The sequence below is a fragment of the Dactylosporangium sp. NPDC006015 genome (assembly GCF_040614215.1).
GTDB lineage: Bacteria > Actinomycetota > Actinomycetes > Mycobacteriales > Micromonosporaceae > Dactylosporangium > Dactylosporangium maewongense.
In genome coordinates, this window is record NZ_JBEXUD010000069.1 from 1 (window position 1) to 23,676 (window position 23,676).

Genomic DNA, 23,676 nt, shown 5'->3' on the forward strand with positions numbered 1-23,676 from the left:
CACGGTCAGCACCACGTGACCGCCCGGCGCCCGGGCGGCGACCACGCGGAGGACCGCGGCGAGGGCGTCGGGGACGGCGACGGCGTGCGGGCCGAGCAGGACGGTGCCGTCGTCGATGCGGCGCTTCGGGTTGGGTTCGAAGGCGGCGGGGTCGGCGCGGGCCAGGCGCTCCGCGTCGAGGCCCGCGACCAGGACACCGTCCGCACCGGCGTGGACCCCGGACGGCAGCTGCTCCCGGCCGTCGAACAGGACCGGCCGCACCCGGCCGTCGGCGCCGCACACCACCGCGACCGTGCTGGAGGTGCCGAGGTCGATGGCGAGCCGGTCCACGACCAGCAGCGTACGCCCGCCGCCCATCGACCGCCGCGCACGCAACGACCGCGGGACACCCACCGGCCATCGGCGCCGCCGCGCACCCGACCGACGCGGGCACCCGCCAGCCATCGGCCGCCGCCGGGAGTCCGGCGCGGGCGGCGCTACACGATGGCGGCCAGCTGGGCGGCGACCTCGTCGGGGTGCGGGCGGGCGGCGATGCTGGCCTTGAACCTGCCGGCGGTCACCCGCAGCCCGTAGTCGGACAGGAGGCGGTGCAGCTGGTCGGCGGTGATCGCGGACGCCGACATCGCCCAGCCGGCGCCGGAGCGCTCCACCACGCCCGCGTTGTGCCGGCGGTCGCCGGGGCCGGGGACGACCAGCTGCGGGACGCCGGCGGCGAGCGCGCCGAGGACGGTGCCGGCGCCGCCGTGGTGCACGACGGCGTCGAGGGTCGGCATGAGCGCGTCGAGCTGCACCCAGCCGGTGGTGTACACGTTGCCGGGCAGTGGATCGGGCAGCCCGCGCTCGGGCCGGACGAGGAGGATGTCGGCGTCGACGCCGGCCGCGACGGCGACGATCGCGCGCATGATGCCGCCGCTGCCCGGCCCGTCCACGGTGCTGCGGGTGACCGCGATCCGCGGGCGCGCCCCGGCGGGCGGCAGCGGCGTGACCGGCTCGCCGCCGGGGCCCGCCGAGCCGCCCGGACGCGCAGCGCCGCCCACGCCGGCGGGCGGGCCGCCCAGGTCAACGGCGGAACCGCGCAGGTCAGCGAACGGGCCGCGCGGATGGGCGAACGAGCCGGTCCGGTTCGGGGACGCCCCGACCGGCAGGCGCCGCATCGGCAGGCCGGGCCGCTCCCCCACGAGCTCGGCCGGCGCGATCTGCACCACGGCCGCCGGGTCGGGCAGGCCGTCGACGCGGTGCCGGCGCAGCGCCGGCCCGGCGGTCACGGCGGTGAGGACGGCGCCGTCGAAGAGGTTGTTCTCGTGCCGGACGGCGGGCACCCCGCGCCGCGCGGCCACGACCGCCCCGGCCACCGCGAGGGGCTCGTGCACCACCAGGTCGGGGCGGAACCGGTCGGCGGTCGCCGCGACACCGTCGACGAGCTGCTCGTTGACGGTGCCGAACAGCAGGCCGACGCCGCGGGTCCCGCCGGTGCCGGCCAGCTCGGCGCGCGCGATGAACGGGTGCCGCAGCATCGTCCGCCGGGCGATCCGGGCGAAGGAGAAGCCCGGCGCGACGTCGACGACCGGCAGCTTCGCGGTCCGTCCGGCGGTGAGCGCGTCGGCGGCGGTGGCGATCAGCACGTCGTGCCCGGCCCGGCGGAGCGCCTCCGCGAGCGGCACGAGCGGCAGTATGTGGCCAAGCAGCGGCGCGGACACGAACAGCACACGCATGAGGTGGACTCTAATCGATCTCCTCGGATCGCAGGTCCCGGATGGTGCGTTGGGCCGCTTCGAGCTGGTCCTCGAGGTCGATGATGCGGCACGCCGCCTCGAGCGGGGTGCCGCGGTCGCACAGCTCGCGGGCGCGGGCGGCGAGCCGCAGCTGGTGCCGGGAATACCTGCGGTGCCCGCCGTCGGAGCGCAGCGGGCTGATGAGCTTCAGCTCGCCGAGACGGCGGAGGAAGTCGTGCGAGACGCCGATGATCGCCGCTGCGCGGCCCATGGTGTAGGCGGGGAAGTCGTCGTCGTCTAAAGGATGGTCCGAGGGGGACACGTCACCTCCGCGTCGAGGGCCCCGGCGCTTTCGCGCCGGGGCCCAGGGTATTGGGTCGTTACACCATCTACCGACACGAATGCCGGATTGTCATGTCCACACCTGCCGCGATGCGCGGCGACGGTGCGGGGATCGCATCTGCCAGACCGGAGACCACCTCTCGTTCGATGGATACTGCGGTGCTCGCCGGACCGTGTGCACGGTCCACAGCGGGCGATCCAACGGTGTGAACCCTCCCCTTTCTCTCGTCGTTCCCTTCCAATCGTGCCGGACGAGTCGCAGCCAGTCGCGGCTCTGTCCCTTCACCCTCGGAGGGGTGGCATCGTCAGCGTCGTTTTCCGACTCTCTTGACCCCAGTAACGCTACCCCCGCCCACCACGAAAATCTAGCGTCGACGTACCAGGTTTTCTGACTTCACTCATGGGGGTTCACTGACGGCGAACCGCTGACACGAGCCGCCGGGCAGTGGTACAGCCCCACCGCGGCGAGGTGGCCGTCAGCCGGCCACGCGGTAGGCCTGCCCGGCAGGGGTCGCTGTGGTGCCGTCCTTGTACAGGCCGTAGGGCAGCGAGTCGCCGACCGCCGGCAGGGAGAACCAGGCGTAGCGCTCGATGTAGGACGTCGCCTGCATGCGGGTGGTCGTCGCGGTGATGAACGCGGTGATCTGCGCGGTGTTCGGGAACTTGGGCGTACCGGAGAAGTTCATCAGGCCGTACTCGGTGACCCAGATCGGCAGGCGGTACCGGTCGTACACGGCCTGCAGGTAGCCGGCGAACTGTCCGGCGGCGGCGTCGCTGAAGTCGGAGCCGTACCAGTGCAGGGTGATGAAGTCGACCCGCCGGTTCTGCTGCCGCGCACCGGTCATGAAGCGGTCCAGCCACCCGCCCGGGGTGTTGCCGCCGTACGCGACGGCGGGGCTGCCCAGCCGCATGCCGGTCGACTCGAGCCGCGGCCACAGCGAGAGGGCCTGCTCGACGGTCATGTTGGCCTGCCCGGCCAGGTCCGGCTCGTTGAAGCCGAGCAGCACCTTGCCCTCGCTCTTCGCCTTCGCCAGGGTCGCGTCGGTGACGTTGGCGGCGCCCCAGATCATCGGCACGAACTCCGCGGCGGCGGGCATGCTGTCGTTGCTCGGCGACCAGTTGTAGTACCAGCCGGCGCCGACGTTCGTGACGGCCTGCGACAGCCCCGGGAACTCCCAGGTGCTGACGCCCTTCTTCTTCGCCGTCACCGGCGGCTGGGACGAGCCGGGCGGGGTCGTCGGGGTCGTCGGGGTGGTCGGGGTGGTGGTGCCGCCGGGCAGCTTCCAGGCCTGGTTGGCGCCGCCGCTGCAGGCCCAGATCTGCAGGCGGGTGCCGTCGGCGGAGCTGTTGCCCGACGCGTCCAGGCACTTGCCGGAGTTCGGATTGACGAGGCGGCCGCTGCTCGCCGTCCACCGCTGCGCTCCGGTGCCGTTGCACGCCCACAACTGGACCTTGGTGCCGTCCGCGGTGCCGGACGCGGCCACGTCGAGGCACTTGCCGAGCGCGCGGACGCTGCCGTCGGACTCGACGGTCCACTGCTGCGCGCCGGTGCCGTTGCAGGTGTACAGCTGGACCGCGGTCCCGTTGGCGGAGTTGGCGCCGGCGACGTCGACGCACTTGCCGCCGATCCCGGTGATCGGGCCTGCGGTGGCGGCAGCGGCATTGGTGAGCCCGAAACCGAGCCCGACCACGCCGAGCGCGGCGACGGCGGCGGTCGAGACGATGAGCGCGAGGGTCCGTCGGCGGACGGTCCGATGGAGCTTCATGCGCTCAAGCTCGCCGATGCGTTCGGGCACGTCAAGCCGGAGAACCCGACTTCATCAAAGTCTAAGCCAAACTTGAGAGAGCGCTCTCCGACCGGTCTTTCCGGAGCGGGCCGCACTGTCCGGCGTCGCCGCCGCAACGCCGGACAGCGGTCCCGGGATCAGCGCCGCGGCAGCTGCCGCGGCGCCTGCGGGATGCGCGGCTGGACGAGCGGCGGCCCGGCCGCCACCAGGTCACCCTGCACCGTCCGCAGCGACTTCTTCGGGTTGTACGAGGCGTCCCACAGGCACCCGAGACCCTCCGGCGGGTTCTTGAACCAGCCCGGGATCCACGAGTACCTGTCGGTGAAGCCCCACACCGTGAACGACAGGCAGTGCCGGTTCATCAGGCACGCCTGCAGCAGCACGTGGTAGTTGTACGCGGCCGCCTGGTCCCGGGCGTTGACGTCGGCCCCGGGCGCCGGCAGCGTGGGGTCGGCGGCGTTCTGGGTGAGGCTGCGCGCGTCGACCTCGGTGAGCGCGACCGCGAGCCCCAGGTCGGTGAAGCGCCGCAGCGCGTCGGCCACCTGGAAGACGTCGTAGTTGCCGTACTGCGTGGCGAGGTGGCCCTGGCTGCCGACACCGTCGATCGGGACGCCGCCCGCCCGCAGGCGCTTGACCAGGTCGTAGACGAACTGGGTCTTGTCACCGGCCCCGCCGTCGCCGAACGCCTCGATGTTGTAGTCGTTGTAGAACAGCAGCGCCTTCGGGTCGGCGGCCCGCGCCGCCCGGAACGCCTCGGCCAGGTAGTCCGGGCCGAGCAGGTCGGCCCACTTCTGCTTGAACGACCCGGCGTTGCCGCCCAGGTGGATGGCGCTGGGCGTCTCCCACGGGTCGCTGACGGCCTCGTTGACGACGTCCCACTGCCAGATCCGGCCCTTGAAGTGGCTGACCACGGCGGTGATGTGCTGCTTCAGCAGCGCGCGAAGCTGCGGGCCGTCGATCGAGCCGTCGTTGATGCCGGCGCTCAACCAGCCCGGCACCTGGCTGTGCCAGACCAGCACGTGCCCGCGCACCAGCTGCCGGTTGCGCACGGCGTTGTCGATCAGCGCGTCGGCCGGCCCCCAGTTGTACGTGCCGCGGGTGGGCTCCAGGCTTTCCCACTTCATCGCGTTCTCGGCGGTGACGGTCGAGAACTGGGTGTCGACCATCGTCTTGTAGGTGGTGTCGGCCGCGTACGCGGCGGGGTCGACGGCGGTGCCGAAGTACAGCCCGTGCCGCGCGGCGAGCGAGCGCAGCGTCTGCTCCTGCGGCTTCGCCGGCGTGGCGTCGTGCGCCGACGCCGCGACGGTGCCCAGCGAGCCGACCGCCACGACGGCGAGGACGCCCGCGTGCACCAGTCTTCGCAATCGCATGCATGCTCCGTTTCAGGGTGAACCGTCGGGCGCGACCGCCCGGCCGGTGGCGGTGGAGATCATGCCGGCGCGCAGGCCGCGGGCGGTGAGGTCCGCGACGATCTGCGGCACGGCGTCGATCGTGGCCTGGTGGCCGTCATGCATGAGCAGCACGCCGCCCGGCTGGAGCGTCGAGGCGGCCCGCACGATCCGGTCCGTGCTCGCGCCGTTCCAGTCCTGCGTGTCGACGCTCCACAGGACCTCGGTCAGCCCGAGCCCGGATGCGACTGCCTGCAGGGCGGCGTTCGTCTCGCCGTACGGTGGCCGGAACAGCCTCGGCGTGGTGCCGGTCGCCCGGCGGACGGCCCGCTGGGTCCGCGCCAGCTCCGAGGTCATCCGCGCGGTGTCGAGCCGGGTCAGGTGTGCGTGCGTCCAGCTGTGGTTGGCGACCCACATGCCGGCCGCCCGCTGCGCCCGGGCGAGCGCCGGCTCGGCCTGCACGTGCCGGCCGACGTTGAAGCACGTGGCCCGCGCCCCGGCCGACCGCAGGGCGTCCAGCAGCGCGCCCGTCGTCGCCGGGTTCGGCCCGTCGTCGAACGTCAGGGCGACGTAGCCGTCGGCGGCGCGGCTGTCCACATGGGTCACGTGCCCTCCGGGTGGCGGGTTGGCGGCGGGGTGCTTCGTTGATATCCGCCGATTCCCGGCCCGGGAATGAATTTCGGAAGCTTTCGAAAGCCCTTGACAGCTACGGTGCGCTGACCGTGCTCTGCTCGATCAGTGCGATGAGGTCGGTCCAGTCCTCGAGCAGCTGCGCCTGGTCGATGCGGGCGAGGCGGCGCTGCGCGCCGCGGCCGGCGGTGGCGTCGGCGAGGTGCCGGCGCAGGATGTCGTCGACCTGGTCGACGGTGGAGTGCTCGCCGAGCAGGTCCTCCGCGTCGTCGAGGTCCAGGTACACGACGAGCTGGGCGCACAGGTCGCGGCAGCGGCAGACGAAGGACGGCAGCCAGCGCTGCGGCGGGCCGCCGAGGTGCTCGACGAGCAGCTCGAGGTCGAAGTGCAGCTCGTCGCCGCCGTCGGTGCGCACCTGCCACGGCGGCGTCGCGATGAGCCGGTCGGACGGGTCGGCGGCGGCGTGCCTGGCGAGCGCGGCCGTGTCGGGGAAGAGCAGCAGCCGGCCGTCGGGGTCGGCGGCGAACACGTGCTCGAACGCGTCACCGCAGTGCAGCTGCCCGCGCAGCGTGACGCCCTGCAGGCTCGGGGTGACGAGCTCGATCAGCTCGACGTTGACGAGCACGGTGCCGTCGGACCCCGGCGGCGCCGTCCAGACCGGCCCGTCCGGCCGCGGGACCTGCCATGACTGCTCCCCCTGCCACGCCGGAGGCTGCCCTTGTGGCGGCTGCGGCAGGTGTACGGGCGGCGCCGGCCACTGGTGCTGCGGCGGCACCCACTGCCGCTGCGACGGGACGGGCGCCTGCTGTGGCGGGACGGGCTGCTGGGACGGCCATCCCGCGGGCTGTGCGGGAGCGGGCGGATGCGGTGGCCACCCCGCGGGCTGCTGCGGGACGGGCGGCTGCTGCGGTGGGGCCTGGTGGTGCGGCCATCCCGTGTGCTGCTGCCATCCGGGCGGCTGCGGCTGTCCGGGCGGCACGGGCCCCGGATGGATCTGGCCCGGCATCGGCTGCGGCGGGCCGGACGTCGGCGCCGGGTGCTGCCACGCCGCCGGCGCCTGCGGGGACAGGGGCACCGCGCCCGAGGTGTCGCCGCCGGAGATCGGGACGGGACCCGTCCAGCCGATCGGGCGCTGACCCGCCGGTGGGCCGGCAGGCGGCAGGCCGGTCACCATCGGGTCGATGCTGCCGGCGGCGACCACCAGCTCGGGCTGGTCGATGATGGTCGGCGCGATGCCCAGCGCGCGGTGCAGCATCGTGGCGACGAGCGGCATCCGGCTCGCGCCGCCGACGAGGATGACCGCGCCGAGCGGGCGCAGCGGCACCGGGCACTCGGCGAGGGTGGCGATGACCGCGGCGACCGTCCGCTGGATCAGCGGCGCGGCGAGGCCGTCCAGCTCCTCGCGGGTGAGGATCTGGTCGGTGTCCAGCAGCGGCAGGTAGAGCAGCGCCGAGCTGGTCCGGGAAAGCATCTCCTTGGCGTTGCGGACGTCGTCCCACAGCTGCCGGCGGGCTGCGCGGTCGGCGACGGTCGCCGGGTTGTCCAGGCGGGCCCACAGCTCGGGCGCCCCGGACCGGCGGCGCAGCAGGTCGACGATCGCGGCGTCGACGTCCTGGCCGCCGGTCTCGTCGAGGCCCGCGCTGCACAGCACCTCCATCCCGCCGGTGCCCGGGCCGCCGCTCACCGGGCCGTGGCGGACGACGGCGACGTCGAAGGTGCCGGCGCCGAGGTCGTACACGAGGAGATCGGCGGGCGCGGGTCCGTGCCGCCGCAGGTGGAACGCGGCCGCGGCGACCGGCTCCGGGACGAGCCTGACGCGGGCGGGGTCGAGGCCGGCGGTGGCGGCGGCCCGCAGGAGCGTGGCGCGGCGGCCGGGGCCCCACGCGGCGGGGTGGCAGATGGTGGCGCCGGTGACGCCCGTGCCGCCGATGCGCCGCGCCTCGGTGACGACGCGGTGCAGCAGCGCGCCGAGCAACGCCTCGACCGTCACCTCGGCGCCGAGCAGCACGACGCCGTCGTCGATGCGGCGCTTCGGGTTGCCTTCGAAGCGTTCGGGCCGGGCGCGGGCCGCGTACACGGCGTCCCGGCCGACGAGGAAGTCCCCGGCGTCGCCGGCGAGGACCGCGGACGGCAGCAGCGGCGCGCCGTCGAAGAGGACCGGCTCGGGCGCCCCGCCGTCGCGGCGCAGGAAGGCCACGGTGCTGGACGTGCCGAGGTCGACGCCGAGCTCCACCGCTGACCCCGCTCCTCCCCTGTGCCGTCCGACCATCGAAGTCGCGGACCCCGGCGGGTGTCAAGCCACCGGGCAGGCGCAGGACCCCGCCGGAGCGGTCGGCCGGGACCGGGCGCGCCGGAGCGGTCAGGCGGGACCGGACACGCGCCGGAGCAGGTCGGCGGTGGTGATCGGGTCGACCCGGGTGCTGGGGACGGTGCACGCGTGCGCGCCGGCGACCGCGCCGTACCGCGCGCAGGTCGCGGCCGGGGCGCCGGCGAGGTGGCCGTACAGGAACCCGGACACGAACGCGTCGCCGGCGCCGTTGGAGTCCACCGCGGGCGCGGGCAGCTCGGCGACGGGCACGTGGACCACGTCCGGTGCGCCCCGCTCGAGCAGGTACGCCCCGTCCGCGCCGGCCGTCGCGACCGCGATCCGCGGGCGGCCCATCGCGAGGACCCGCCGCAGCGTGCCCGGCACGTCCGGCAGCGCCGCCGCCGACATGAAGACGATGTCCGCGCCGCGGGCGAACTGCTCGTGATACGCGTTGACCCCGTCCCAGTCGTGCAGGTCGGTGGAGACGGTCACGGGCAGCCCGGCGAGCACCTCGACGGCGTGCTGGCACGGGTGGGTGATCGACACGTGCACGTGCCGGGCGGATCCGGCGAGCGACAGCAGCAGCTCGGCGGGGAAGAGGGCGGCGGCGTCCTGGCGGCTGCCGTCGTAGAGCGACAGGCGCCGGCCGAGCGGGTCGACGAGGTTCACGGCGCGCTTCGTGCCGGCGGGCGTCGGCACCGCCACGAACCGCACGCCGCGCCGCTCGTGCAGGTCCCGCACCAGCCGGCCCTCGGGGTCGTCGCCGAGCACGTCGAGGTGGGTGGTGGGCAGCCCCAGCGCGTGCAGCCCGAGGGCGACGCCGTCGCCGGTCTGCCCGGCGCGGGTCTGGATCGCCGGCACCAGGTAGCTGTCGGCGAGCGGCAGCGGCAGGGCCGGCACCGACACCACCGTGTCGACCCCGGCCCCGCCCAGAACAAGGATCATGCACCGACCCTAATACCCGGCCTTCAGCGCGGGGCGGTCCAGTCGGTGGCGACGCGGCCCAGCCGGACCCGCTGCGGGTGGTCACCGACGGCGACCGAGGCGACCTTCTGGCCCGTGGCGAAGCTGATCGCGGTGACCTGGTCGGCGCCGGACTCGGAGATGACACAGTCGCGGCCGTCGGCGCTGACGGTCGCCCAGTACGGCTTGCTCGCCGACACGAGCGGGCCCGGCGTGAGCGTCGATCGGTCCACGACGGTGGCGTAGTCGTCCATCGTGCCGGCGACGCAGACCCTGCTGCCGTCGGGGCTCATCGAGAGGCCGTGGTGGCGGGAGTCGTTCACCCACGTGGTGCGGTCCTCGCTGGTGGCGGGGTTCTTCGGCAGCGTCGCGATCCGGGTGATGCGGTCGGCGGCGACGTCGTACTCGACGAACCCGTTGAAGAACGACACCTGGAAGTACAGGGTCGACTCGTCCGGCGTGAACACGGCCGGGCGCACCGCGTCGGACAGGTCCGTGCGGCCGTACGCGTCGAGCCGCTGCCGCATGTCGATCACCTTCGCGGTCTGGAAGGTCGCGGTGTCCACGACCGTGATGTGCCGGTCGCCCTTCGTCCAGTCCAGCCACGGGTCGTCCAGCGCGGTGTTGACCTCACCGATCGACATGTTCCACAGGAACCTGCCGCCGGCGGTGTAGACGTTCTCGTGGGGTTTGTCGCCGGTACCGAAGGACCCGACCTGCCGCCCGGTCACGATGTCCAGCACGTGCACGGTGTTGGAGGTGGAGGCCGACACGGCGACCCGGGTGCCGTCGGGCGAGACGGCCATGTGGTCGGAGCGGAACCCAGACACGGGGAAGCGCCACCGCAGCGCGCCGGTGCGCAGGTCGATCGAGACCACGTCGGCGAAGCTCGGCCGGGACACGACGAGCGCGGAGCCGTCGGGCGTGGTGTACATGTCGTCGACGAGCTGGTCGTGGCCCTCGCCCGGACCCTGCTGGACGCCGAGGTAGAAGGCGAGCTTGACGGGGTTGAGGTAGATCTCCCACAGGCGCTGGGTCTTGTCCGGCACGACGTTGATCCGGCCGAGTCTGGTGTACGCGCCACTGGGCCGGATCACGTCGACCGTGCCGTCCCAGTTGTTGCCGACGAACATCACCTGCTGCAGGGCGGCGGCAGCGGCGGTGGGTACTGCGGCGGTAACGGAGGCGGCGATCGGCACGAGGGTGGCGGCGGCGACGAGACCGGCGACGAGCGCGCGGCGGGCTCGCTGGAGTGTCACGGGGCTCTCCTGACGGCGGGGGGGCGTTGTTACCTTGCGGTAACAGAAAAGCCGCGGTACAAACGCATCGATAGTCGTCAGAGTGCAACGCCCGGCGGGTGGATTGTGCGCGGGCCACAACGGCGGGGGGCGGGACGATGTCGCTGGGGCCGCTGCTGCGGGACATGGCCGGGGACCCCGGCATCGTCGACGAGCTCGTCGCCGCGGCCCGGGCGTGCTCGGCGGAGGTGGCGCGGCTCCCCGAGGAGGAGAACCGGCGGCACATCGCGGTGCTGTTCATGGCCGGGCTCGCCGCGTTCGAGCGGCTCACCGATCCCAGCGCCGACGACTTCGCGGAGGCGACCCGGCTCGGCGCGGACCGGGCCGCGCAGGGCGTGCCGCTCAGCGCGCTGCTCAGCGCCGTGCAGGCCGGCCGCACCCGGGCGTTCGAGATCGCGGTGGTGCGCGGCCGGGCCGCCGGCATCCGCGACGAGGTCCTCCTCACCGCGGCGCTGGAGTTCGACCGGTACGCCGGCGCCCTCGAACGCCATGTCATCGCCGGCTACCGCACCGCCGAGCTCGAGCTGCGCCGCGACGGGCACGACGAGCGTGCCGCGCTGCTGCGCCGGCTCCTGGCCGGCGAGCCCGCCGACAGCGCGGACCTCGCCCGCTTCCGCCTGCACCCGGCCGGCCGCTACCACTGCCTCGTGGCGTCCTGCGCGATCGACCAGCGCGGCGGGCTCTTCGGGTCCGTCGACGGGCGGCCCTCCGGGCTGACGCCGCGGCGGCCCGCCGACGCCGAGGTCGGTCCGCGGACACTGGTCGTGGTGTCCCCCGCCGTGCCGCTCGCCGAGGCCGCCGCCGCGTACGCGCTGTGTCTCGACGCGCTGCCCACCGCCGTCCGGGACGGGCGGCGCGGGGTGCACGACGTCACCGGGCTCGCCGCCGGGACCGCGCTGGCCATGCAGCCCCGGCTGGCGGCGATGCTCAGCGACACCCTGCTCGGCGGGCTGCGGCAGGACGACGAGTTCCACCGGGAGCTGGCCTGCACCGCCCTGGCGTACCTCGATCACGGGCAGCGGCTGGACCAGGCGGCGTCGGCGCTGCACGTGCACCCCAACACCGTGCGGTACCGACTGCGCAGGCTCCAGGAGGTCACCGGACTGCCGCCCACGGAGGGGGTCCTCGACACCGTGCGCGTCTGGTGGGCACTGCGCACCTGGCTGGACGGCGCCTGACCGGGCTTGACCTTGCCGCAGCGTCAACGTTTCTACTTGAGGCATGCGGATCGGCGAGCTCGCCGCGCTGGTCGGGGTGTCCACCCGCACCGTGCGGCACTACCACCACCTGGGCCTGATGCCCGAGCCCGAGCGGCTCGTCAACGGCTACCGCGAGTACCGGCTGCGCGACGCCGTCGCCCTCGCCCGCGTGCGGCGCCTCGCCGAGCTCGGCCTGTCCCTCGACGAGATCCGCGACGTGCTCGCCGACGACCAGGGCCGCGAGCTGCGGGAGGTGCTGCGGGAGCTGGACGACGACCTGGCCCGGCAGCAGGCCGCCCTCGCCGCCCGCCGGGAGCGCCTCGCGGCCCTGCTGGCCTCCCCCGACCTCGGCCCCGACTCGACCGTGTCGCCGGAGATGGCCGCGGTGCTGCGGGACCTGCCGGCCGGCGCGTCGGCGTTCGGCGCCCTCGACCGCGAGCTGCTGGCGATGATCGACACGAACGCCGGCTCGGACCTCGCCGACCTCCTGCGCCCCCTGACCTCACCGGAGGCGCAGGCCCGGGGCGCGTCCCTCTACGCGAGGATGGACGAGCTCGCGGCCGCCGACGTCGCCGACCCGCGGGTCGGCGCGCTCGCCGAGGCGCTCGCGGACTACCTGCCGCCGCAGATGGCGGCCGCGATGACCGGCGCCGGGCCCGGCCACTGGATGGACACCATCACCGCGGAGATGTCCGCCGCGCAGGCCGAGGTGTTCCGCCGGCTGCTGGACCTGCTGCGGGAGCGTGGCTGATGCGCGCCGCGTACGAACGACTCGTGCCGCTGCGGCTGCGGCGGATCATCGGCTTCGACGCCAAGGGTGCGGTGAGCCTGGTGCTGTGGCTGACCGGCCGCCGGCACGGCGTGCCCGCCGGCGCCGTGCCCGTGCCGTACTTCGGCGCCCAGGCCCCCGCGCTGCTGGTCTTCCTCGGCGCGATGGTGGTCGAGCTCTTCGTCGTCGAGGTCGTCCTGCGCTCCCTCGGCGCGCCCTTCGCCGTCCGCGCGGCCCTGCTCGCGCTCGACGGGTACTCGATCATGCTGGCGCTGGCGGTCATCGCCGCCTACGTGACCCGGCCGCACGTCGTCTCCGCGACCGAGGTCCGCATCCGCTCCGGCGCGTTCTTCGACCTGAGCGTCCCCCGCGAGCAGATCGCTTCGGTGCGCCGGATCCGCGCGTACAACGAGAAAGGCAGCGTCCGCGTCGACGGCGCCATCCTCACCGTGGCGGTGTCGTCCCAGGCCAACCTCCAGCTGGAGCTGACCGGCCCGGTCACCGCCGTGCGCCCCCTGGGCGCGCGGTGCGAGGTCCGGACCGTCCGCCTGTTCGCCGACGACCCGGCGGTCTTTCTGGCCGCCTGCTCCCATGATCCGGAAGACCTTGTGCACCCCTGACTGCACAAGGTCTTCCGGATCATGAAGCATCAGGCGAAGGTCCACCGCTGGTTGGCACTGGCGGCGCAGTCCCAGATCTGCAGCGGGGTGCCGTTGGCCGAGGAGACGTCCTTGGCGTCGAGGCACTTGCCGAGGGCGCGGACCGTGCCGTCGGCGTTCGCGGTCCACTTCTGCGCGGCGGTGCCGTTGCAGTCCCACAGCTGGACCTTGGTGCCGTTGGCGGAGCTGGCCGCGTTGACGTCCAGGCACTTGCCGAGGGCACGGATCGTGCCGTCACCGGGGCGGGACCACTTCTGCGCGCCGGTGCCGTTGCAGTCCCAGAGCTGGACCTGCGTGCCGTTGGCGGTGTTGGCCGCGTTGACGTCGACGCACTTGCCGCCGATGCCCGTGATGCGGTTGCCGGTGGCGGGCGGCGGGGTCGTGGTGCCGCCGCCGGTGGTGTACGCGTAGACCCGCACGTAGTCGACCGTCATCGTCTGCGGGAAGGTGGTGCCGCCGTCGGGCGAGCCGGGCCAGTTGCCGCCGACGGCGACGTTGAGCAGCATGAAGAACGGGTGGTCGTAGACCCACTTGTTGCCGCGGGTGTCGGCCGGGGTCTGGCGGAAGTACTGGGCCCCGTCGAGGTACCAGGTGACCGAGTCGGGCGCCCAGTCGACGGAGAAGGTGTGGAAGTCGTCGGCGAGCGCGCGGCCGCCGGACAGCACGGTGGATCCGGTGAGCGGGTTGCCGCCGGAGTAGCCGGGGCCGTGCAGCGTGCCGTGGACGGTGCCGGGCTCCTTGCCGACGTTCTCCATGATGTCGATCTCGCCGCTGTTGGGCCACGGGTTGGTGCCGATGTCGTCGCCCAGCATCCAGAACGCCGGCCACAGGCCCTGGCCGCGCGGGATCTTGATGCGCGCCTCGAAGCGGCCGTACTTCTGCGTGAACTTGCCCGCGGTCAGCAGCCGGGAGGAGGTGTACGTGCAGCGCCCGTACCAGCAGTTGTAGTTGCCGGGGTTCTCCTTGCGGGCGGTGATGACGAGGTTGCCGGCGCCGTCGAGCGCCGAGTTGGCCGCGCCGTCGGTGTAGTACTGCAGCTCGCTGTTGCCGAAGCCGCCGCCACCGACGTCGTGCTTCCACTTCGACGCGTCCGGCGCGGCGCCCGACGGGCCGTTGAACTCGTCTGACCACGTGAGGTTGCCGATGCCGGCGGACGCCTCGGGTGTGTCGTGCAGGGTGGTGGCGACCAGACCGGCGACGGCGAGCGCGAGGGCGGTCGCGATCACCGTCAGCCGGCGCCGGGTGGAGGTGCGCACAGATGCTCCCGAAAGGTCTGGGGATTGATCACCTACCACGCTATGGAGAGAGCGCTCTCAGGGTCAATCTCCGCACCTCAAGGGCACCGTTCGGTTTCCTTATCATTCGCTTTGCTCACTGATCTGCACGGTGAACAGATCACCCGGCTGGCACGACAGGACCTCACAGAGTGCGGTCAGCGTGGTGAAGCGGATCGCCTTCGCGTGCCCGTTCTTCAGCACCGACAGGTTCGCGAGCGTGATGCCCACCTTCGTCGCGAGGTCGGTCAGCGTCATGCCCCGCTCGGCGAGCAGCCGGTCGATGTGCACCTCGACCCGGTGGTCGTCGGCCGGTGGCATCAGATGACCTCCGCCAGCTCGGCCTGCAGCGCCCGGCCCCGCTGGATGATCTCGGCGAGCGCGAGGAACCCGGCGCCGCACAGGCACCATACGAGCGGCACGTCGGCGCCGGTGCTGGGCGGCTCGGCCACCACCGTCGCCGACAGCTGGAACCCGGCGAGCAGCTCGATCTCGAACGCCGCAAGGCTGCCCAGCAGCACGACCCAGCCGACCGCCCTGAGCCGCCGGACGTTCGCGGCGGCGAACGGATCGCCGCGCCGGGCGGCGCGGACCACGAGCAGCAGCATCACGAGGGCGAACACGACGATCGCGAACCACGGCAGGGACTGCGCGGCGTGCCACCCCACCTGCGCCACGCTCGGGTGGTCGACCAGGACGTGGAGCTCGGTGTCCGGGTCGAGCCGTACCCCGGGCCGCAGGCCGGTCACCGCGTCCGGCGGGACCGCCACCCCGGCGCCGGCGACGACGCTGATCGGGTCGCGGGCCACCATCGCCCACACGTTGACCACCGCTACCACGGCGGCCGCCCCGAGCGCCACGAACAGCAGCGTCTGCAGCTCCCCGAGATAGTCCGGACGGCGGAGCCGCGCCAGCAACCGCTTCATCGGTACACCTCCTGCTTATCGTTTTTCGATATACCGATAATCGATAAGAGCGCGAACTGTGTCAAGCCCGCTACGATGCCGCCTTATTGACTGCCGTCTGGAGGCTCCCGCCGTGCACCCCGACCAGCCGCACCCCGACCCACGCCTCGACGTCGGCGCCGTGTCGCCCGCTCGCCGGTGGAACTACTGGCTCGGCGGCAAGGACCACTTCCAGGTCGACCGGGACTCCGGCGACCGGATCGCCGGCGCGTACCCCGCGATCCGCACCGCCGCGCAGGAGGGCCGCGCGTTCCACAACCGCACGATCCGCTTCCTCGCCCGCGAGGCCGGGATCCGGCAGTTCCTGGACATCGGCACCGGCCTGCCCGCGCCGCACAACACGCACGAGGTCGCGCAGGCGATCGCGCCGGAGACCCGGGTCGTCTACGTCGACAACGACCCGATGGTGCTCGCCCACGCCCGCGCCCTGCTGATCGGCTCCGAGGAGGGCGTCACCAACTACGTCGACGCAGATCTCAACGAACCGGCCGCGATCCTCGGCGCGCCCGAGGTGGCCGCGACGCTCGACCTCGGCGAGCCGGTGGGGATCCTGCTGTACGCGGTGCTGCACTTCATCCGCGACGACGAGCACGCGCGGAAGGTCGTGACGGAGCTGCTCGCGGCCGTCCCGGCGGGCAGCTACCTCGTCGCGACGAACTCCACAAAGGACTTCGTCGAGCCGCCCGTCGCCGCCATGTACGACCAGCTCCTCGCGCGGGGTCTGGTGGATGCCTGGCCGCGGGACCGGGACACGTTCGCGCGGTTCTTCGACGGGCTGCGGATGGTCGAGCCGGGCATCGTGCCGATCAGTGAGTGGCGCCCCGACGCCGCCGGGCACCCGACGCCCGCCGAGGTCTCCATGTACGGCGCGATGGCCGTCAAGTAGCCCCAGGCCAGTCCCCGGGCGGCTCGCCGTCGTCCGCTCGATCGGGCGGGCGCACCCGGGCATCGTGACCGCCACCGACCGGCGAGGTGGCGGTCCGCCCGTGGATGTCCGCCTCCCGGCCAATACTGACTGATGGGGTGAAACGGGCGCAGTTGGCATATCCGACACCCCGGCCCGGACGACGCTGGGGCCATGCACAGCGTCACCAAGATCCTGCCGTTCGTGTGCGTCGCCCTCGCGGGCGGGTGCACCAGCTCCGCCGGCGGCGCCGCGCCGGCCCCGTCGCCGCGGGTGTCGTCGGCGACCGGCACGTTCGCCCCCTACACACCGGGCGCGACCGCCATCACGTACGACCCGGCGCTCGTCCCGGACGGGGCGGTCGCCACCCTCAGCATCACCGAGACGTCGTCGGACAGCCGGGTCTGGTTCACCGTCGCCGGGCTGCTGCCGAACCGCACCTACGGCGTCCACCTGCACACGAACCCGTGCGGCGCGACACCCGACGCCGCCGGGCCGCACTTCCAGCACCGGCACCCGCCGGCCACGCAGCCCAACGCGCCGTCCCCGCCCGGGCCCGTGTCGCCGCCGCAGACGGCGTCGCCGGCGGTGACGCCGCCGGAGACCCCGGCCGCCCCGATGAAGGCCGACCCCTCGTACGCGAACCCGCAGAACGAGGTGTGGCTCGACGTGACGACCCGCGCCGACGGCCGGGGGTCGGCGGTCGCCACCCACCCGTGGACGTTCGACCCGGCGCCGAGGTCCCTGGTCATCCACGCGACGGCGACGAAGACCGCTGACGGGCAGGCCGGCGACGCCGGGCCCCGGGTCGCCTGCCTGACCCTGCCGGCGTGACCGCCGCCGAGCCCGACGCTGACGAGTCGCCTGATCAGGGGTCCGACGACGAGCCGGCCGGCGCGGAGTTGGTCGAGGCGGCCGAGGATGCGGTGCCGGACCTGATCACGGTGCCGCTGCCGCCGGGGGCGAAGGCACTCGTCTGCGGCGACCTGCACCTCGCGCCGCACCCGACCGACGCGTCCGCCCAGATCGAACGCGACCTCGCGGACCGTCTCGACGGATGGGGTGACGGCCCGGGCGCGGTCGTGCTCAACGGCGACGTGATCGAGCTGTGGGGCGAGCCCGGCGGCACCGTCGAGGCCGCCCTGGACGCGCACCCGCGGCTGACCGGGGCCCTGCGGGCGTTCGCGGCGGCGCCCGGCCGGCACGTGGTCGTGGTCGTCGGCAACCACGACGCGGCGATCGCCTGGGACGGCGTGTCCGCGAAGACGTTCGCCCGGCAGGCCGGCGCCCGCTGCGCCCTGGCCGTGGAGCTGGACGTCGAGACGCCCGCCGGGCGCAGGGTCGTGCGGGTAGAGCACGGCCACGCCTACGACCCCGCCAACGCGCTGCGCGACCCGCGCAACCCGCTCGACTCGCCCCTCGGGCAGCACATCGTGCAGGAGGTGCTGCCCGAGGTCCGGCACACCCCGCTGCTCGCGGACCTCACCGCGATCGCCGACCCCAACGCCATCGGGCAGTACGTCGCGTCGCGGCTCGTGTACCGCAGGCTCGGCCCGCGTGCCTGGTGGCTGCTGCTGCCGCTGCTCGCGGCGGTGCTGCTGCGCGTGCCGGAGCTGCTGACGCGCTCCAGCGTGCTGGGTCGGCTGCCCAGATGGACGGCGCTGGCCGGCGCGGGACTGATCGCGCAGGCGGCGCTGCTGGTGCTGCTCGCCGTCCTGACGTCCCGGGTCCTCTACACGGCCATGGCCGGCAGCCGGCTCGGTCCCCGCGGCATGCACCTCAACGGCACGCCGCGGGCGGTCGCGGCGTCGCTGTGCGCCGACGGGCTCGCCGGGCTCGTCACCGGCCACACCCACCAGCCGGAGCTGGCCGCGGTCCCCGGCGGGTTCTACGCCAACAGCGGCTGCGGCGTGCGGTGCGTCGAGGCCCGGCCGGCCCGGTGGTTCCTGCCGCCGGTCTTCGCCCCGGTCCTGCGCCGCTCCTGGGTCGAGGTGACCGCCGGGCGCGACATCCAGGTCGACCTGGTCGTCGGCGAGTCCGACGGCGGCGGGCAGGCCCGCCTCGAGCGGCTCGCCGCCCGCCGCCGGCCCGCCACCGGCGTGCCGCCGGGCACGCCGAGGGTGGTGGCGAGCCTGCCGGGCGCGGCGGGCTGGCCGCTGCACCACACCGGGCTCGACCGGCGGGTCAGGGACGAGCGGACCCGGCGCGTGGCCGCGTGGGCGGTCGCCGCCGTCGCGGCGCTGAGCCTGGTGTCGGCGCTGACGACACCCCTGCGGGGGCGGCTCGCGGCGCTCCTGGAGCGGCTGCCGGTGGAGGTACCGCAGGCGGCGGCGGCAACGGTCGTCTTCTCCGGCACCGCGCTGCTGCTGCTCGCCTGGGGCCTGCGGCGCGGGCGGCGGCTCGCCTGGACGGCCACCGTGCTGCTGCTCGCGGCGACCGCGGTCCTGCACGTGGTGAAGGGCATCGACGTCGAGGAGGCGGCCCTCGCCGCGGTGGTCGCCGGGTGGCTGGTGTGGCACCGGGGCGCGTTCCCGTCCCGGCCCGGGAGCCAGCAGGTCCGGCGGGCCACGGTGGCGCTGCTCGCCGGCGGGCTGCTCGTCGGGGCGGTGTCGGCCGCGCTGGTCCTCGCCGCCGGTGAGCGGGGCCGCGCCGGGCCCGGGCACGACGCCGGGCTGACCGCCCGCGCCGTCGCCGACCGGCTCGTCGGCGACCGGGTCGTGCCGCTGCCGGCGGCCGTGCCGTTGCTGGCGCCCGCCCTGTACGCGGCCGGGCTCAGCCTGCTGCTGATGGTGGGGTGGCTGCTCGTACAACCCCGGCTGCACCGGCCGCCGAGCGTCGCGGAGCACCGGGCGGACCTGGAGCGGGCCCGCCGGATCGTGGCCGAGGACGGCGGCGACACGCTCGCCTACTTCGCGCTGCGCGACGACAAGTCGTGGTTCTTCACCGGCGACTGCGTCGTCGCCTACGCGGTCCGCGACGGCGTGTGCCTCGTCTCCCCCGACCCGATCGGGCCGCCCGAGCAGTGGACGGCGGCGTGGGCGGAGTTCACGGCGTTCGCCGACGGGCACGGCTGGCCGGTGAGCGTCGTCGGCGCCGCGGAGGGCTGGCTGCCGGTCTACCGCTGCGCCGGCCTGCGCCCCGTCTACCTGGGCGACGAGGCGATCGTCGACTGCGGCGCGTTCACCCTCGACGGGCGGGCGATGAAGGGGCTGCGCAGCGCCTGCAACCGGGTCCGCCGGGCCGGCTTCACCGTCCGCTTCCACGACCCCGCCGCGCTCCCCGACGGCCTGCGCGAGCAGCTGCGGGCGCTGATGACGCAGAGCCGCCGCGGCGACGTCGAGCGCGGCTTCTCGATGACGCTGTCGCGGCTGTTCGACCCCCGGGACACCGGGCTGCTCCTCGCCGTCGCCTACGGCCCCGACGGCCGCGCGGCCGGCTTCTGCCACTGGATCCCGGCCGCCGACATCGCCGGCTGGTCCCTGGACGTGATGCGCCGCGGCACCGACCCCGACCTGCCCAACGGCCTCACCGACTTCATCATCGTCGAGACCATCGAGCGGCTCCGCTCGCTGGGCTCGTGGGGCCTCGGCCTCAACTTCGCCGTCATGCGCCAGGTGCTGGCCGGCGAGCGCGGCGAGGGGCACCTCAACGACCTGCAGCGCCGGCTGCTGCACCGTTTCTCCGGCAGCATGCAGATCGAGTCGCTGTGGCACTTCAACGACAAGTACCAGCCGCTGTGGCGCCCCCGGTACCTGCTGCTCAGCGGCACCGAGCTGGCCGCGCAGGGCGTCGCGGTCGCCGGCGCGGAAGGCGTCTCCGAGCTGCCCGTGATCGGCCGTCTGCTCAACCGCTCATGAGCCTGCTCCTGGCGCTCGCCGCGGCCTTCGGCTACGGCGTCGCGTCGGTGCTGCAGGCCTCCGGCGCCCGGCGCTCCCCGGGCATGCTGCAGACCCTGCGCGCCCCGGCCTACCTGACCGGCATCTGCCTGGACCTCGTCTCCTGGCTGCTGTCCCTCGCCGCGTTGCGGGTGCTGCCGGTGTACCAGGTGCAGGCGGTCCTCGCCGGTTCGCTCGCCGTCACGGTCGTCGCGGCCCGGGTCATGCTCAAGGCCCGCCTCCGTGGGCGGGACGTGGCGGCGGTCGCGGTCACCGTCGTGGCCCTCGCCGCCCTCGCGGCCGCGGCCGGCCCGCAGGCCCCGGCGGCGCCGCCCACCGCCATCCGGCTCGCCCTGGCCCTGGCCACGGTCCCCGTCGCCCTCGCCGGCTGGGCCGCCGCCCGGCACGGCGCCCCGAACCTCGCCGGCGCCGTCGCCGGGCTCGCCTTCGGCGGCGCCGCCCTCTGCGCCCGGGCCGTCGGCTTCTCCGGCGCGTTCCTGCTGGAGCCGCTCGTGTGGGCCCTGGCCGTCTTCGGGGTGACGGGCATGCTCCTGTACGCCCACGCCCTCGAGCACGGCCAGGTCGGGCCCGTCACCGCCCTGCTCTGGATCGTCGAGGTCATCGTCCCCTCCGCCGCCGGCGTCCTGCTCTTCGGCGACGACGTCCGCACCGGCTGGGCGCCGGTCGCCGTCACCGCCGTCACCGCCACCGTCGCGGCGGCCGCCGTCCTCGCGCACGCCCCGGCCACCGCCGCCGCCCAGTGACCGCCCTGGGACCGCCCTGGGACCGCTCAGCTCTCCAGGGCAGGCTTCAGGACCTCCTCGCACCATTGGCGGAAGGTGGTCGGGGTGGTGGTGGCCAGGGTGCGGGGTTCGGCGTTGTCGAGGCCGGCGTCCTTGGCGAGGAACATGTCGACCATCGCCTGGGCCATCGGCTCCGACACGCCGTGGCCGAGGAGGCCGGCCTTGAAGGCGTCCGGCGGGGTGCGCTCGAAGCGGACGGGGCGGCCGAGGACGTCGGACAGGATGCGGGCCATGTCGGTGTACGACAGGTCCTCGGGCCCCAGGACGGCGACGCTGCCGGTGCCGGTCCAGGCGCGGTCGAGCAGCAGGCGGGCGGCGACGGCGGCGATGTCGCGGGCCGCGCAGGTCGGGGCGCGGACGGCCCTCGACGCGGTCACGGCGGCGCAGCGGCGGGTCCGGCACGCGGGGCAGCCGGTGCCGGGGCTGCGGGTCGCGCTGAAGGCCGACTACGACGCCGGGCTGCTGCCGGGGATCCTCGCCGCGTTCCAGGCGTCGTTCCGGGACGGGGCGGTGGCGCCGCCCGTCGAGCTGCTGATGGGCGGCAAGGGCGAGCAGGCGCCGGCGCTCCGGGAGGGCAGCGCGGACGTGGCGCTGCTGCCGCTGCCGTTCGACGACCGGGGGCTGGACCGCGAGCCGCTGCTGACCGAGCCCCGGCTCGTCGCGCTGCCGGCCGACGACCCCCTGGCGGCCCGGTCGCGGCTGTGCCTGGCGGATCTGGCCGGCCGGGTCCTGCCCGACGGCGCGCCGGCCGACCCGCTGCGCACCCGGCGCGCCCGCCGGGCAGGGCGCGCCGGCCGGGCCCAGGCTGGATCTGGCGCAGATCTTCAACCTGGTCGCGCTGGGCGGCATGGTGTGGTTCCCGCCGGCGTCGGTGGCCCGCCGGCATCCCCGGCCCGAGATCGCGTACCGGACCGTCGACGACCTCAAGCCCAACACCCTGGTGGTGGCGTGGCCGCAGGACTCCCGTTCACCGGCCGTGGCGGCGTTCGTCCGGTCGGCGATGAGCGTGGCCGCCGCCCGCACCGACGCGGAGCCCGTGCCGCTTCCTTGATCACATGCTCTGGCGGAACAGGTACAGCTCCCGGAAACGGTGCCCGAGCCATGGCGCCGACGCGTCGACGACGGTCGTGCCGCCCTGGTCGAGGCGGGCCACCTCGTGCGCCCGCCAGGCGCCGCCGAGCGCGGTGATCTCCGCCAGGTCCGGCAGGTCGCGGTGTCCGTGCGCGGCGCCGAAGTCCTCGACCATCACGTCGTGGAACGCGGCCGCGGTGAGGCCGTCGAGCCCCCACACCGCCAGGAGCCGCAGGATGCCGCCCCAGCACGCCAGGTACGCGTCGTCGGGGGCGGCGAAGCACTCCGGCACCACCCGCAGCGCCTCGCGCACGGCCGGCGGGACCGCGTCGTCCGGCACCGCGTAGATCGTGCTCTCGTAGTTGTAGTCGCTGGTGTGCACGACGAGGAGGTACGGCGGGCCGTCTTGTGGCCGCGGCAGGTCGCCCTTGATCTCGGCGCCGAGCGCCTCCAGGAGCGCCCGGACGCGGGCGCGGGCCTTCGCCGCGTCGCCGTCGCCGAACACCGCAGGGACCAGGGCGGACGCCGCGTCGTGGCGGCTGAAGAGGTCGTCGTCGGTCACGGGCCGGATCGTTCCATGCCGGCGCAAGGGCCTTTGTGAGGGCCTTGTGAGGGCCTTGTGCAGGGACCGGCGCGGGTCGGCGGTGGTCGCGGCGGTACGGCATGATCGGCGGGATGAGCGCACGACGGCTGACGACGGTGGCGGTGACGGTGGCGGTGGCGGCGCTGGCCGGGTGCGGCACGACGCCGGCCCACCCGCCCGCGGCCCGGCCCGACGTGTCGATCCCGGCGATCGGGTCGGCGTCGCCCTCCCTGACGCCGACGCCGGTGCCGGCACCCGCGCCGACGTGCGACGCCGCCGGGGTGGCGCTGTCCGTCGGGGAGGTCGACGCGGCGATGGGGCTGCGCGCGGTCGGGGTGACGCTGCGCAACTGCGGCACGACCGTGTACACCCTGAACGGCTACCCCGACATCGCCGTCCTCGACGCCGAGCAGCGGCCGCTCGACGTCGCCGTGCTCGACGGCACCGCCAACGTCGCGACGATCGAGCGCTACGACGGCGTCCGCCCGAAGCGCCTCGACGTGCCGCCCGGCGGGACCGCCGTCGCGGTCCTGGTGTGGCGCAACCTCACCACCGACGCGGCGACCGTCGCCAAGGGCGAGTACATCTCCGTGGCGGCCGCCCCGGGGCAGGCGCGGCACACGCTGACGCTGTCGACCGACCCCGGCAACACGGGCAAGATGGGGGTCAGCCCTTGGGTCGCCGGCTGATCGTGCTGGCCGTCCTGTGTGCCGCCTGCGCGGTCCCCATCGGCACGCCCGGGGCCGGCTGCCGGACGGCGCCGCCGGAGCTGCTCGACCTGCTCGCCGGCGACCCGGTCCTGACCGCCGACGTGCCGGGCACCGAGATCACCGCCCGGCACCGGAGCAACCCGTGCGACCCCGGCGAGGAGACGCGCGGGTCGGTGACGGTCGAGCGCACCCTCGCCGCCGGCACCGGCTGGGCCGACGTCCGCGCCCGGCACGCCGACCTGCTGGCCGCGAACGGCTGGACCGTCGCCACCGCCGAGCCGCTCTGCGCCACGCGACCGGTGTCCGGCCGGGTGGTCGCGTTCGAGCTGCACCCCACCCGCGCCACCTTGATCGAGGCCGCGATCCGGTTCTGGCCGTTCCCGCGCGACACGGCCTGCTGACCGTCACCCGGCCGTGGTGCGGGCGTGACACGGCC

The 23,676-nt window shown here is 74.5% G+C and carries 23 protein-coding genes and 2 pseudogenes; 11 read left to right on the forward strand and 14 right to left on the reverse strand.

What is annotated here, in order from left to right; genetic code table 11:
• The 9 genes and pseudogenes from ABZ321_RS54155 to ABZ321_RS54195 all read right to left on the reverse strand — a co-directional run.
• Positions 1 to 330: pseudogene (locus ABZ321_RS54155) on the reverse strand (type VII secretion-associated protein); the annotation flags it as partial.
• Between the two features lie 146 nt (positions 331 to 476).
• The gene (locus ABZ321_RS54160) at positions 477 to 1,712 is read right to left on the reverse strand and encodes a glycosyltransferase (RefSeq protein ID WP_354904249.1); all 1,236 of its coding nucleotides are present in this window, start codon (positions 1,710 to 1,712) and stop codon (positions 477 to 479) included.
• A gap of 10 nt (positions 1,713 to 1,722) precedes the next feature.
• Positions 1,723 to 1,983, reverse strand: coding sequence for a MerR family transcriptional regulator (locus ABZ321_RS54165; RefSeq protein ID WP_344504805.1), 261 nt, complete (start codon positions 1,981 to 1,983; stop codon positions 1,723 to 1,725).
• A gap of 547 nt (positions 1,984 to 2,530) precedes the next feature.
• Entirely contained in the window at positions 2,531 to 3,820 is a 1,290-nt protein-coding gene (locus ABZ321_RS54170) for a glycosyl hydrolase (RefSeq protein WP_354904252.1), read from the reverse strand.
• A 158-nt stretch (positions 3,821 to 3,978) separates the two neighbouring features.
• A complete protein-coding gene (locus tag ABZ321_RS54175; protein ID WP_354904254.1) occupies positions 3,979 to 5,211 on the reverse strand; it encodes an endo-1,4-beta-xylanase in 1,233 nt (410 codons plus the stop codon).
• Positions 5,212 to 5,223: 12 nt separating this feature from the next.
• A complete protein-coding gene (locus tag ABZ321_RS54180; RefSeq protein ID WP_354904257.1) occupies positions 5,224 to 5,835 on the reverse strand; it encodes a polysaccharide deacetylase family protein in 612 nt (203 codons plus the stop codon).
• A gap of 100 nt (positions 5,836 to 5,935) precedes the next feature.
• Positions 5,936 to 8,092 (reverse strand): Hsp70 family protein, encoded by a 2,157-nt coding sequence (locus ABZ321_RS54185; protein ID WP_354904259.1) that lies wholly within the window; start codon positions 8,090 to 8,092, stop codon positions 5,936 to 5,938.
• 126 nt (positions 8,093 to 8,218) lie between these two features.
• Entirely contained in the window at positions 8,219 to 9,112 is an 894-nt protein-coding gene (locus tag ABZ321_RS54190; protein WP_354904262.1) for an adenosine kinase, read from the reverse strand.
• A gap of 23 nt (positions 9,113 to 9,135) precedes the next feature.
• Complete coding sequence (locus ABZ321_RS54195) at positions 9,136 to 10,389, reverse strand: YncE family protein (RefSeq protein ID WP_354904265.1); 1,254 nt, start codon at positions 10,387 to 10,389, stop codon at positions 9,136 to 9,138.
• Positions 10,390 to 10,526: 137 nt separating this feature from the next.
• On the opposite strand from ABZ321_RS54195, the gene ABZ321_RS54200 reads away from it, so the two are divergent.
• The 3 genes from ABZ321_RS54200 to ABZ321_RS54210 are packed head-to-tail and all read left to right on the forward strand — an operon-like array spanning position 10,527 to position 13,016.
• Positions 10,527 to 11,606 carry a helix-turn-helix domain-containing protein gene (locus tag ABZ321_RS54200; RefSeq protein WP_354904268.1) on the forward strand — a complete coding sequence of 360 codons (1,080 nt, stop codon included), beginning with the start codon at positions 10,527 to 10,529 and terminating at the stop codon, positions 11,604 to 11,606.
• A gap of 43 nt (positions 11,607 to 11,649) precedes the next feature.
• Complete coding sequence (locus tag ABZ321_RS54205) at positions 11,650 to 12,378, forward strand: MerR family transcriptional regulator (RefSeq protein WP_354904271.1); 729 nt, start codon at positions 11,650 to 11,652, stop codon at positions 12,376 to 12,378.
• Positions 12,378 to 13,016 (forward strand): hypothetical protein, encoded by a 639-nt coding sequence (locus ABZ321_RS54210; protein WP_344504508.1) that lies wholly within the window; start codon positions 12,378 to 12,380, stop codon positions 13,014 to 13,016. The genes ABZ321_RS54205 and ABZ321_RS54210 overlap by 1 nt, the downstream gene beginning before the upstream one ends.
• Positions 13,017 to 13,045: 29 nt before the next feature.
• Here ABZ321_RS54210 and ABZ321_RS54215 read toward each other — a convergent pair whose 3' ends face one another.
• From ABZ321_RS54215 to ABZ321_RS54225, 3 genes are all read right to left on the reverse strand, one after another.
• Positions 13,046 to 14,311 carry a family 16 glycosylhydrolase gene (locus ABZ321_RS54215; RefSeq protein ID WP_354904274.1) on the reverse strand — a complete coding sequence of 422 codons (1,266 nt, stop codon included), beginning with the start codon at positions 14,309 to 14,311 and terminating at the stop codon, positions 13,046 to 13,048.
• A gap of 102 nt (positions 14,312 to 14,413) precedes the next feature.
• Positions 14,414 to 14,650 (reverse strand): helix-turn-helix transcriptional regulator, encoded by a 237-nt coding sequence (locus ABZ321_RS54220; protein WP_344504506.1) that lies wholly within the window; start codon positions 14,648 to 14,650, stop codon positions 14,414 to 14,416.
• Positions 14,650 to 15,255, reverse strand: a complete 606-nt coding sequence (locus ABZ321_RS54225; RefSeq protein ID WP_344504505.1) for a DUF2975 domain-containing protein — start codon at positions 15,253 to 15,255, stop codon at positions 14,650 to 14,652. The genes ABZ321_RS54220 and ABZ321_RS54225 overlap by 1 nt, the downstream gene beginning before the upstream one ends.
• A 112-nt stretch (positions 15,256 to 15,367) precedes the next feature.
• On the opposite strand from ABZ321_RS54225, the gene ABZ321_RS54230 reads away from it, so the two are divergent.
• From ABZ321_RS54230 to ABZ321_RS54245, 4 genes are all read left to right on the forward strand, one after another.
• Positions 15,368 to 16,180, forward strand: a complete 813-nt coding sequence (locus ABZ321_RS54230) for an SAM-dependent methyltransferase (RefSeq protein ID WP_354904277.1) — start codon at positions 15,368 to 15,370, stop codon at positions 16,178 to 16,180.
• A gap of 192 nt (positions 16,181 to 16,372) precedes the next feature.
• Positions 16,373 to 17,032, forward strand: a complete 660-nt coding sequence (locus tag ABZ321_RS54235; protein ID WP_344504503.1) for a superoxide dismutase — start codon at positions 16,373 to 16,375, stop codon at positions 17,030 to 17,032.
• Entirely contained in the window at positions 17,029 to 20,055 is a 3,027-nt protein-coding gene (locus ABZ321_RS54240; RefSeq protein ID WP_354904280.1) for a phosphatidylglycerol lysyltransferase domain-containing protein, read from the forward strand. Before ABZ321_RS54235 ends, ABZ321_RS54240 begins: the two co-directional genes overlap by 4 nt.
• Complete coding sequence (locus tag ABZ321_RS54245; protein ID WP_354904283.1) at positions 20,052 to 20,837, forward strand: hypothetical protein; 786 nt, start codon at positions 20,052 to 20,054, stop codon at positions 20,835 to 20,837. The genes ABZ321_RS54240 and ABZ321_RS54245 overlap by 4 nt, the downstream gene beginning before the upstream one ends.
• 26 nt (positions 20,838 to 20,863) lie before the next feature.
• Here the strand turns inward: ABZ321_RS54245 and ABZ321_RS54250 are convergent, their stop codons facing one another.
• The gene (locus tag ABZ321_RS54250; RefSeq protein WP_344504500.1) at positions 20,864 to 21,253 is read right to left on the reverse strand and encodes a hypothetical protein; all 390 of its coding nucleotides are present in this window, start codon (positions 21,251 to 21,253) and stop codon (positions 20,864 to 20,866) included.
• On the opposite strand from ABZ321_RS54250, the pseudogene ABZ321_RS54255 reads away from it, so the two are divergent.
• Together ABZ321_RS54255 and ABZ321_RS54260 are read left to right on the forward strand one after the other, a co-directional pair.
• Positions 21,204 to 21,548 (forward strand): annotated as a pseudogene (locus ABZ321_RS54255) (LysR substrate-binding domain-containing protein); the annotation flags it as partial. The gene ABZ321_RS54250 and the pseudogene ABZ321_RS54255 sit on opposite strands and share 50 nt — an antisense overlap.
• 175 nt (positions 21,549 to 21,723) lie before the next feature.
• A complete protein-coding gene (locus ABZ321_RS54260; RefSeq protein WP_354904326.1) occupies positions 21,724 to 21,927 on the forward strand; it encodes a hypothetical protein in 204 nt (67 codons plus the stop codon).
• On the opposite strand, the gene ABZ321_RS54265 is transcribed toward ABZ321_RS54260, so the two are convergent.
• The gene (locus ABZ321_RS54265) at positions 21,928 to 22,509 is read right to left on the reverse strand and encodes a hypothetical protein (protein WP_354904285.1); all 582 of its coding nucleotides are present in this window, start codon (positions 22,507 to 22,509) and stop codon (positions 21,928 to 21,930) included. It abuts the gene before it with no gap.
• 113 nt (positions 22,510 to 22,622) lie between these two features.
• On the opposite strand from ABZ321_RS54265, the gene ABZ321_RS54270 reads away from it, so the two are divergent.
• A complete protein-coding gene (locus ABZ321_RS54270; RefSeq protein ID WP_354904287.1) occupies positions 22,623 to 23,219 on the forward strand; it encodes a DUF4232 domain-containing protein in 597 nt (198 codons plus the stop codon).
• The gene (locus ABZ321_RS54275; RefSeq protein WP_354904289.1) at positions 23,204 to 23,641 is read left to right on the forward strand and encodes a hypothetical protein; all 438 of its coding nucleotides are present in this window, start codon (positions 23,204 to 23,206) and stop codon (positions 23,639 to 23,641) included. The genes ABZ321_RS54270 and ABZ321_RS54275 overlap by 16 nt, the downstream gene beginning before the upstream one ends.
• Positions 23,642 to 23,676 lie beyond the last annotated feature (35 nt).

Coding starts and splice junctions, on each gene's coding strand:
- ABZ321_RS54160 (WP_354904249.1), bottom strand. CDS start 1,712: ATGCGTGTGCTGTTCGTGTCCGCGCCGCTGCTTGGCCACATACTGCCG.
- ABZ321_RS54165 (WP_344504805.1), bottom strand. CDS start 1,983: ATGGGCCGCGCAGCGGCGATCATCGGCGTCTCGCACGACTTCCTCCGC.
- ABZ321_RS54170 (WP_354904252.1), bottom strand. CDS start 3,820: ATGAAGCTCCATCGGACCGTCCGCCGACGGACCCTCGCGCTCATCGTC.
- ABZ321_RS54175 (WP_354904254.1), bottom strand. CDS start 5,211: ATGCGATTGCGAAGACTGGTGCACGCGGGCGTCCTCGCCGTCGTGGCG.
- ABZ321_RS54190 (WP_354904262.1), bottom strand. CDS start 9,112: ATGATCCTTGTTCTGGGCGGGGCCGGGGTCGACACGGTGGTGTCGGTG.
- ABZ321_RS54200 (WP_354904268.1), top strand. CDS start 10,527: ATGTCGCTGGGGCCGCTGCTGCGGGACATGGCCGGGGACCCCGGCATC.
- ABZ321_RS54205 (WP_354904271.1), top strand. CDS start 11,650: ATGCGGATCGGCGAGCTCGCCGCGCTGGTCGGGGTGTCCACCCGCACC.
- ABZ321_RS54210 (WP_344504508.1), top strand. CDS start 12,378: ATGCGCGCCGCGTACGAACGACTCGTGCCGCTGCGGCTGCGGCGGATC.
- ABZ321_RS54220 (WP_344504506.1), bottom strand. CDS start 14,650: ATGCCACCGGCCGACGACCACCGGGTCGAGGTGCACATCGACCGGCTG.
- ABZ321_RS54225 (WP_344504505.1), bottom strand. CDS start 15,255: ATGAAGCGGTTGCTGGCGCGGCTCCGCCGTCCGGACTATCTCGGGGAG.
- ABZ321_RS54235 (WP_344504503.1), top strand. CDS start 16,373: ATGCACAGCGTCACCAAGATCCTGCCGTTCGTGTGCGTCGCCCTCGCG.
- ABZ321_RS54245 (WP_354904283.1), top strand. CDS start 20,052: ATGAGCCTGCTCCTGGCGCTCGCCGCGGCCTTCGGCTACGGCGTCGCG.
- ABZ321_RS54260 (WP_354904326.1), top strand. CDS start 21,724: ATGGTGTGGTTCCCGCCGGCGTCGGTGGCCCGCCGGCATCCCCGGCCC.
- ABZ321_RS54270 (WP_354904287.1), top strand. CDS start 22,623: ATGAGCGCACGACGGCTGACGACGGTGGCGGTGACGGTGGCGGTGGCG.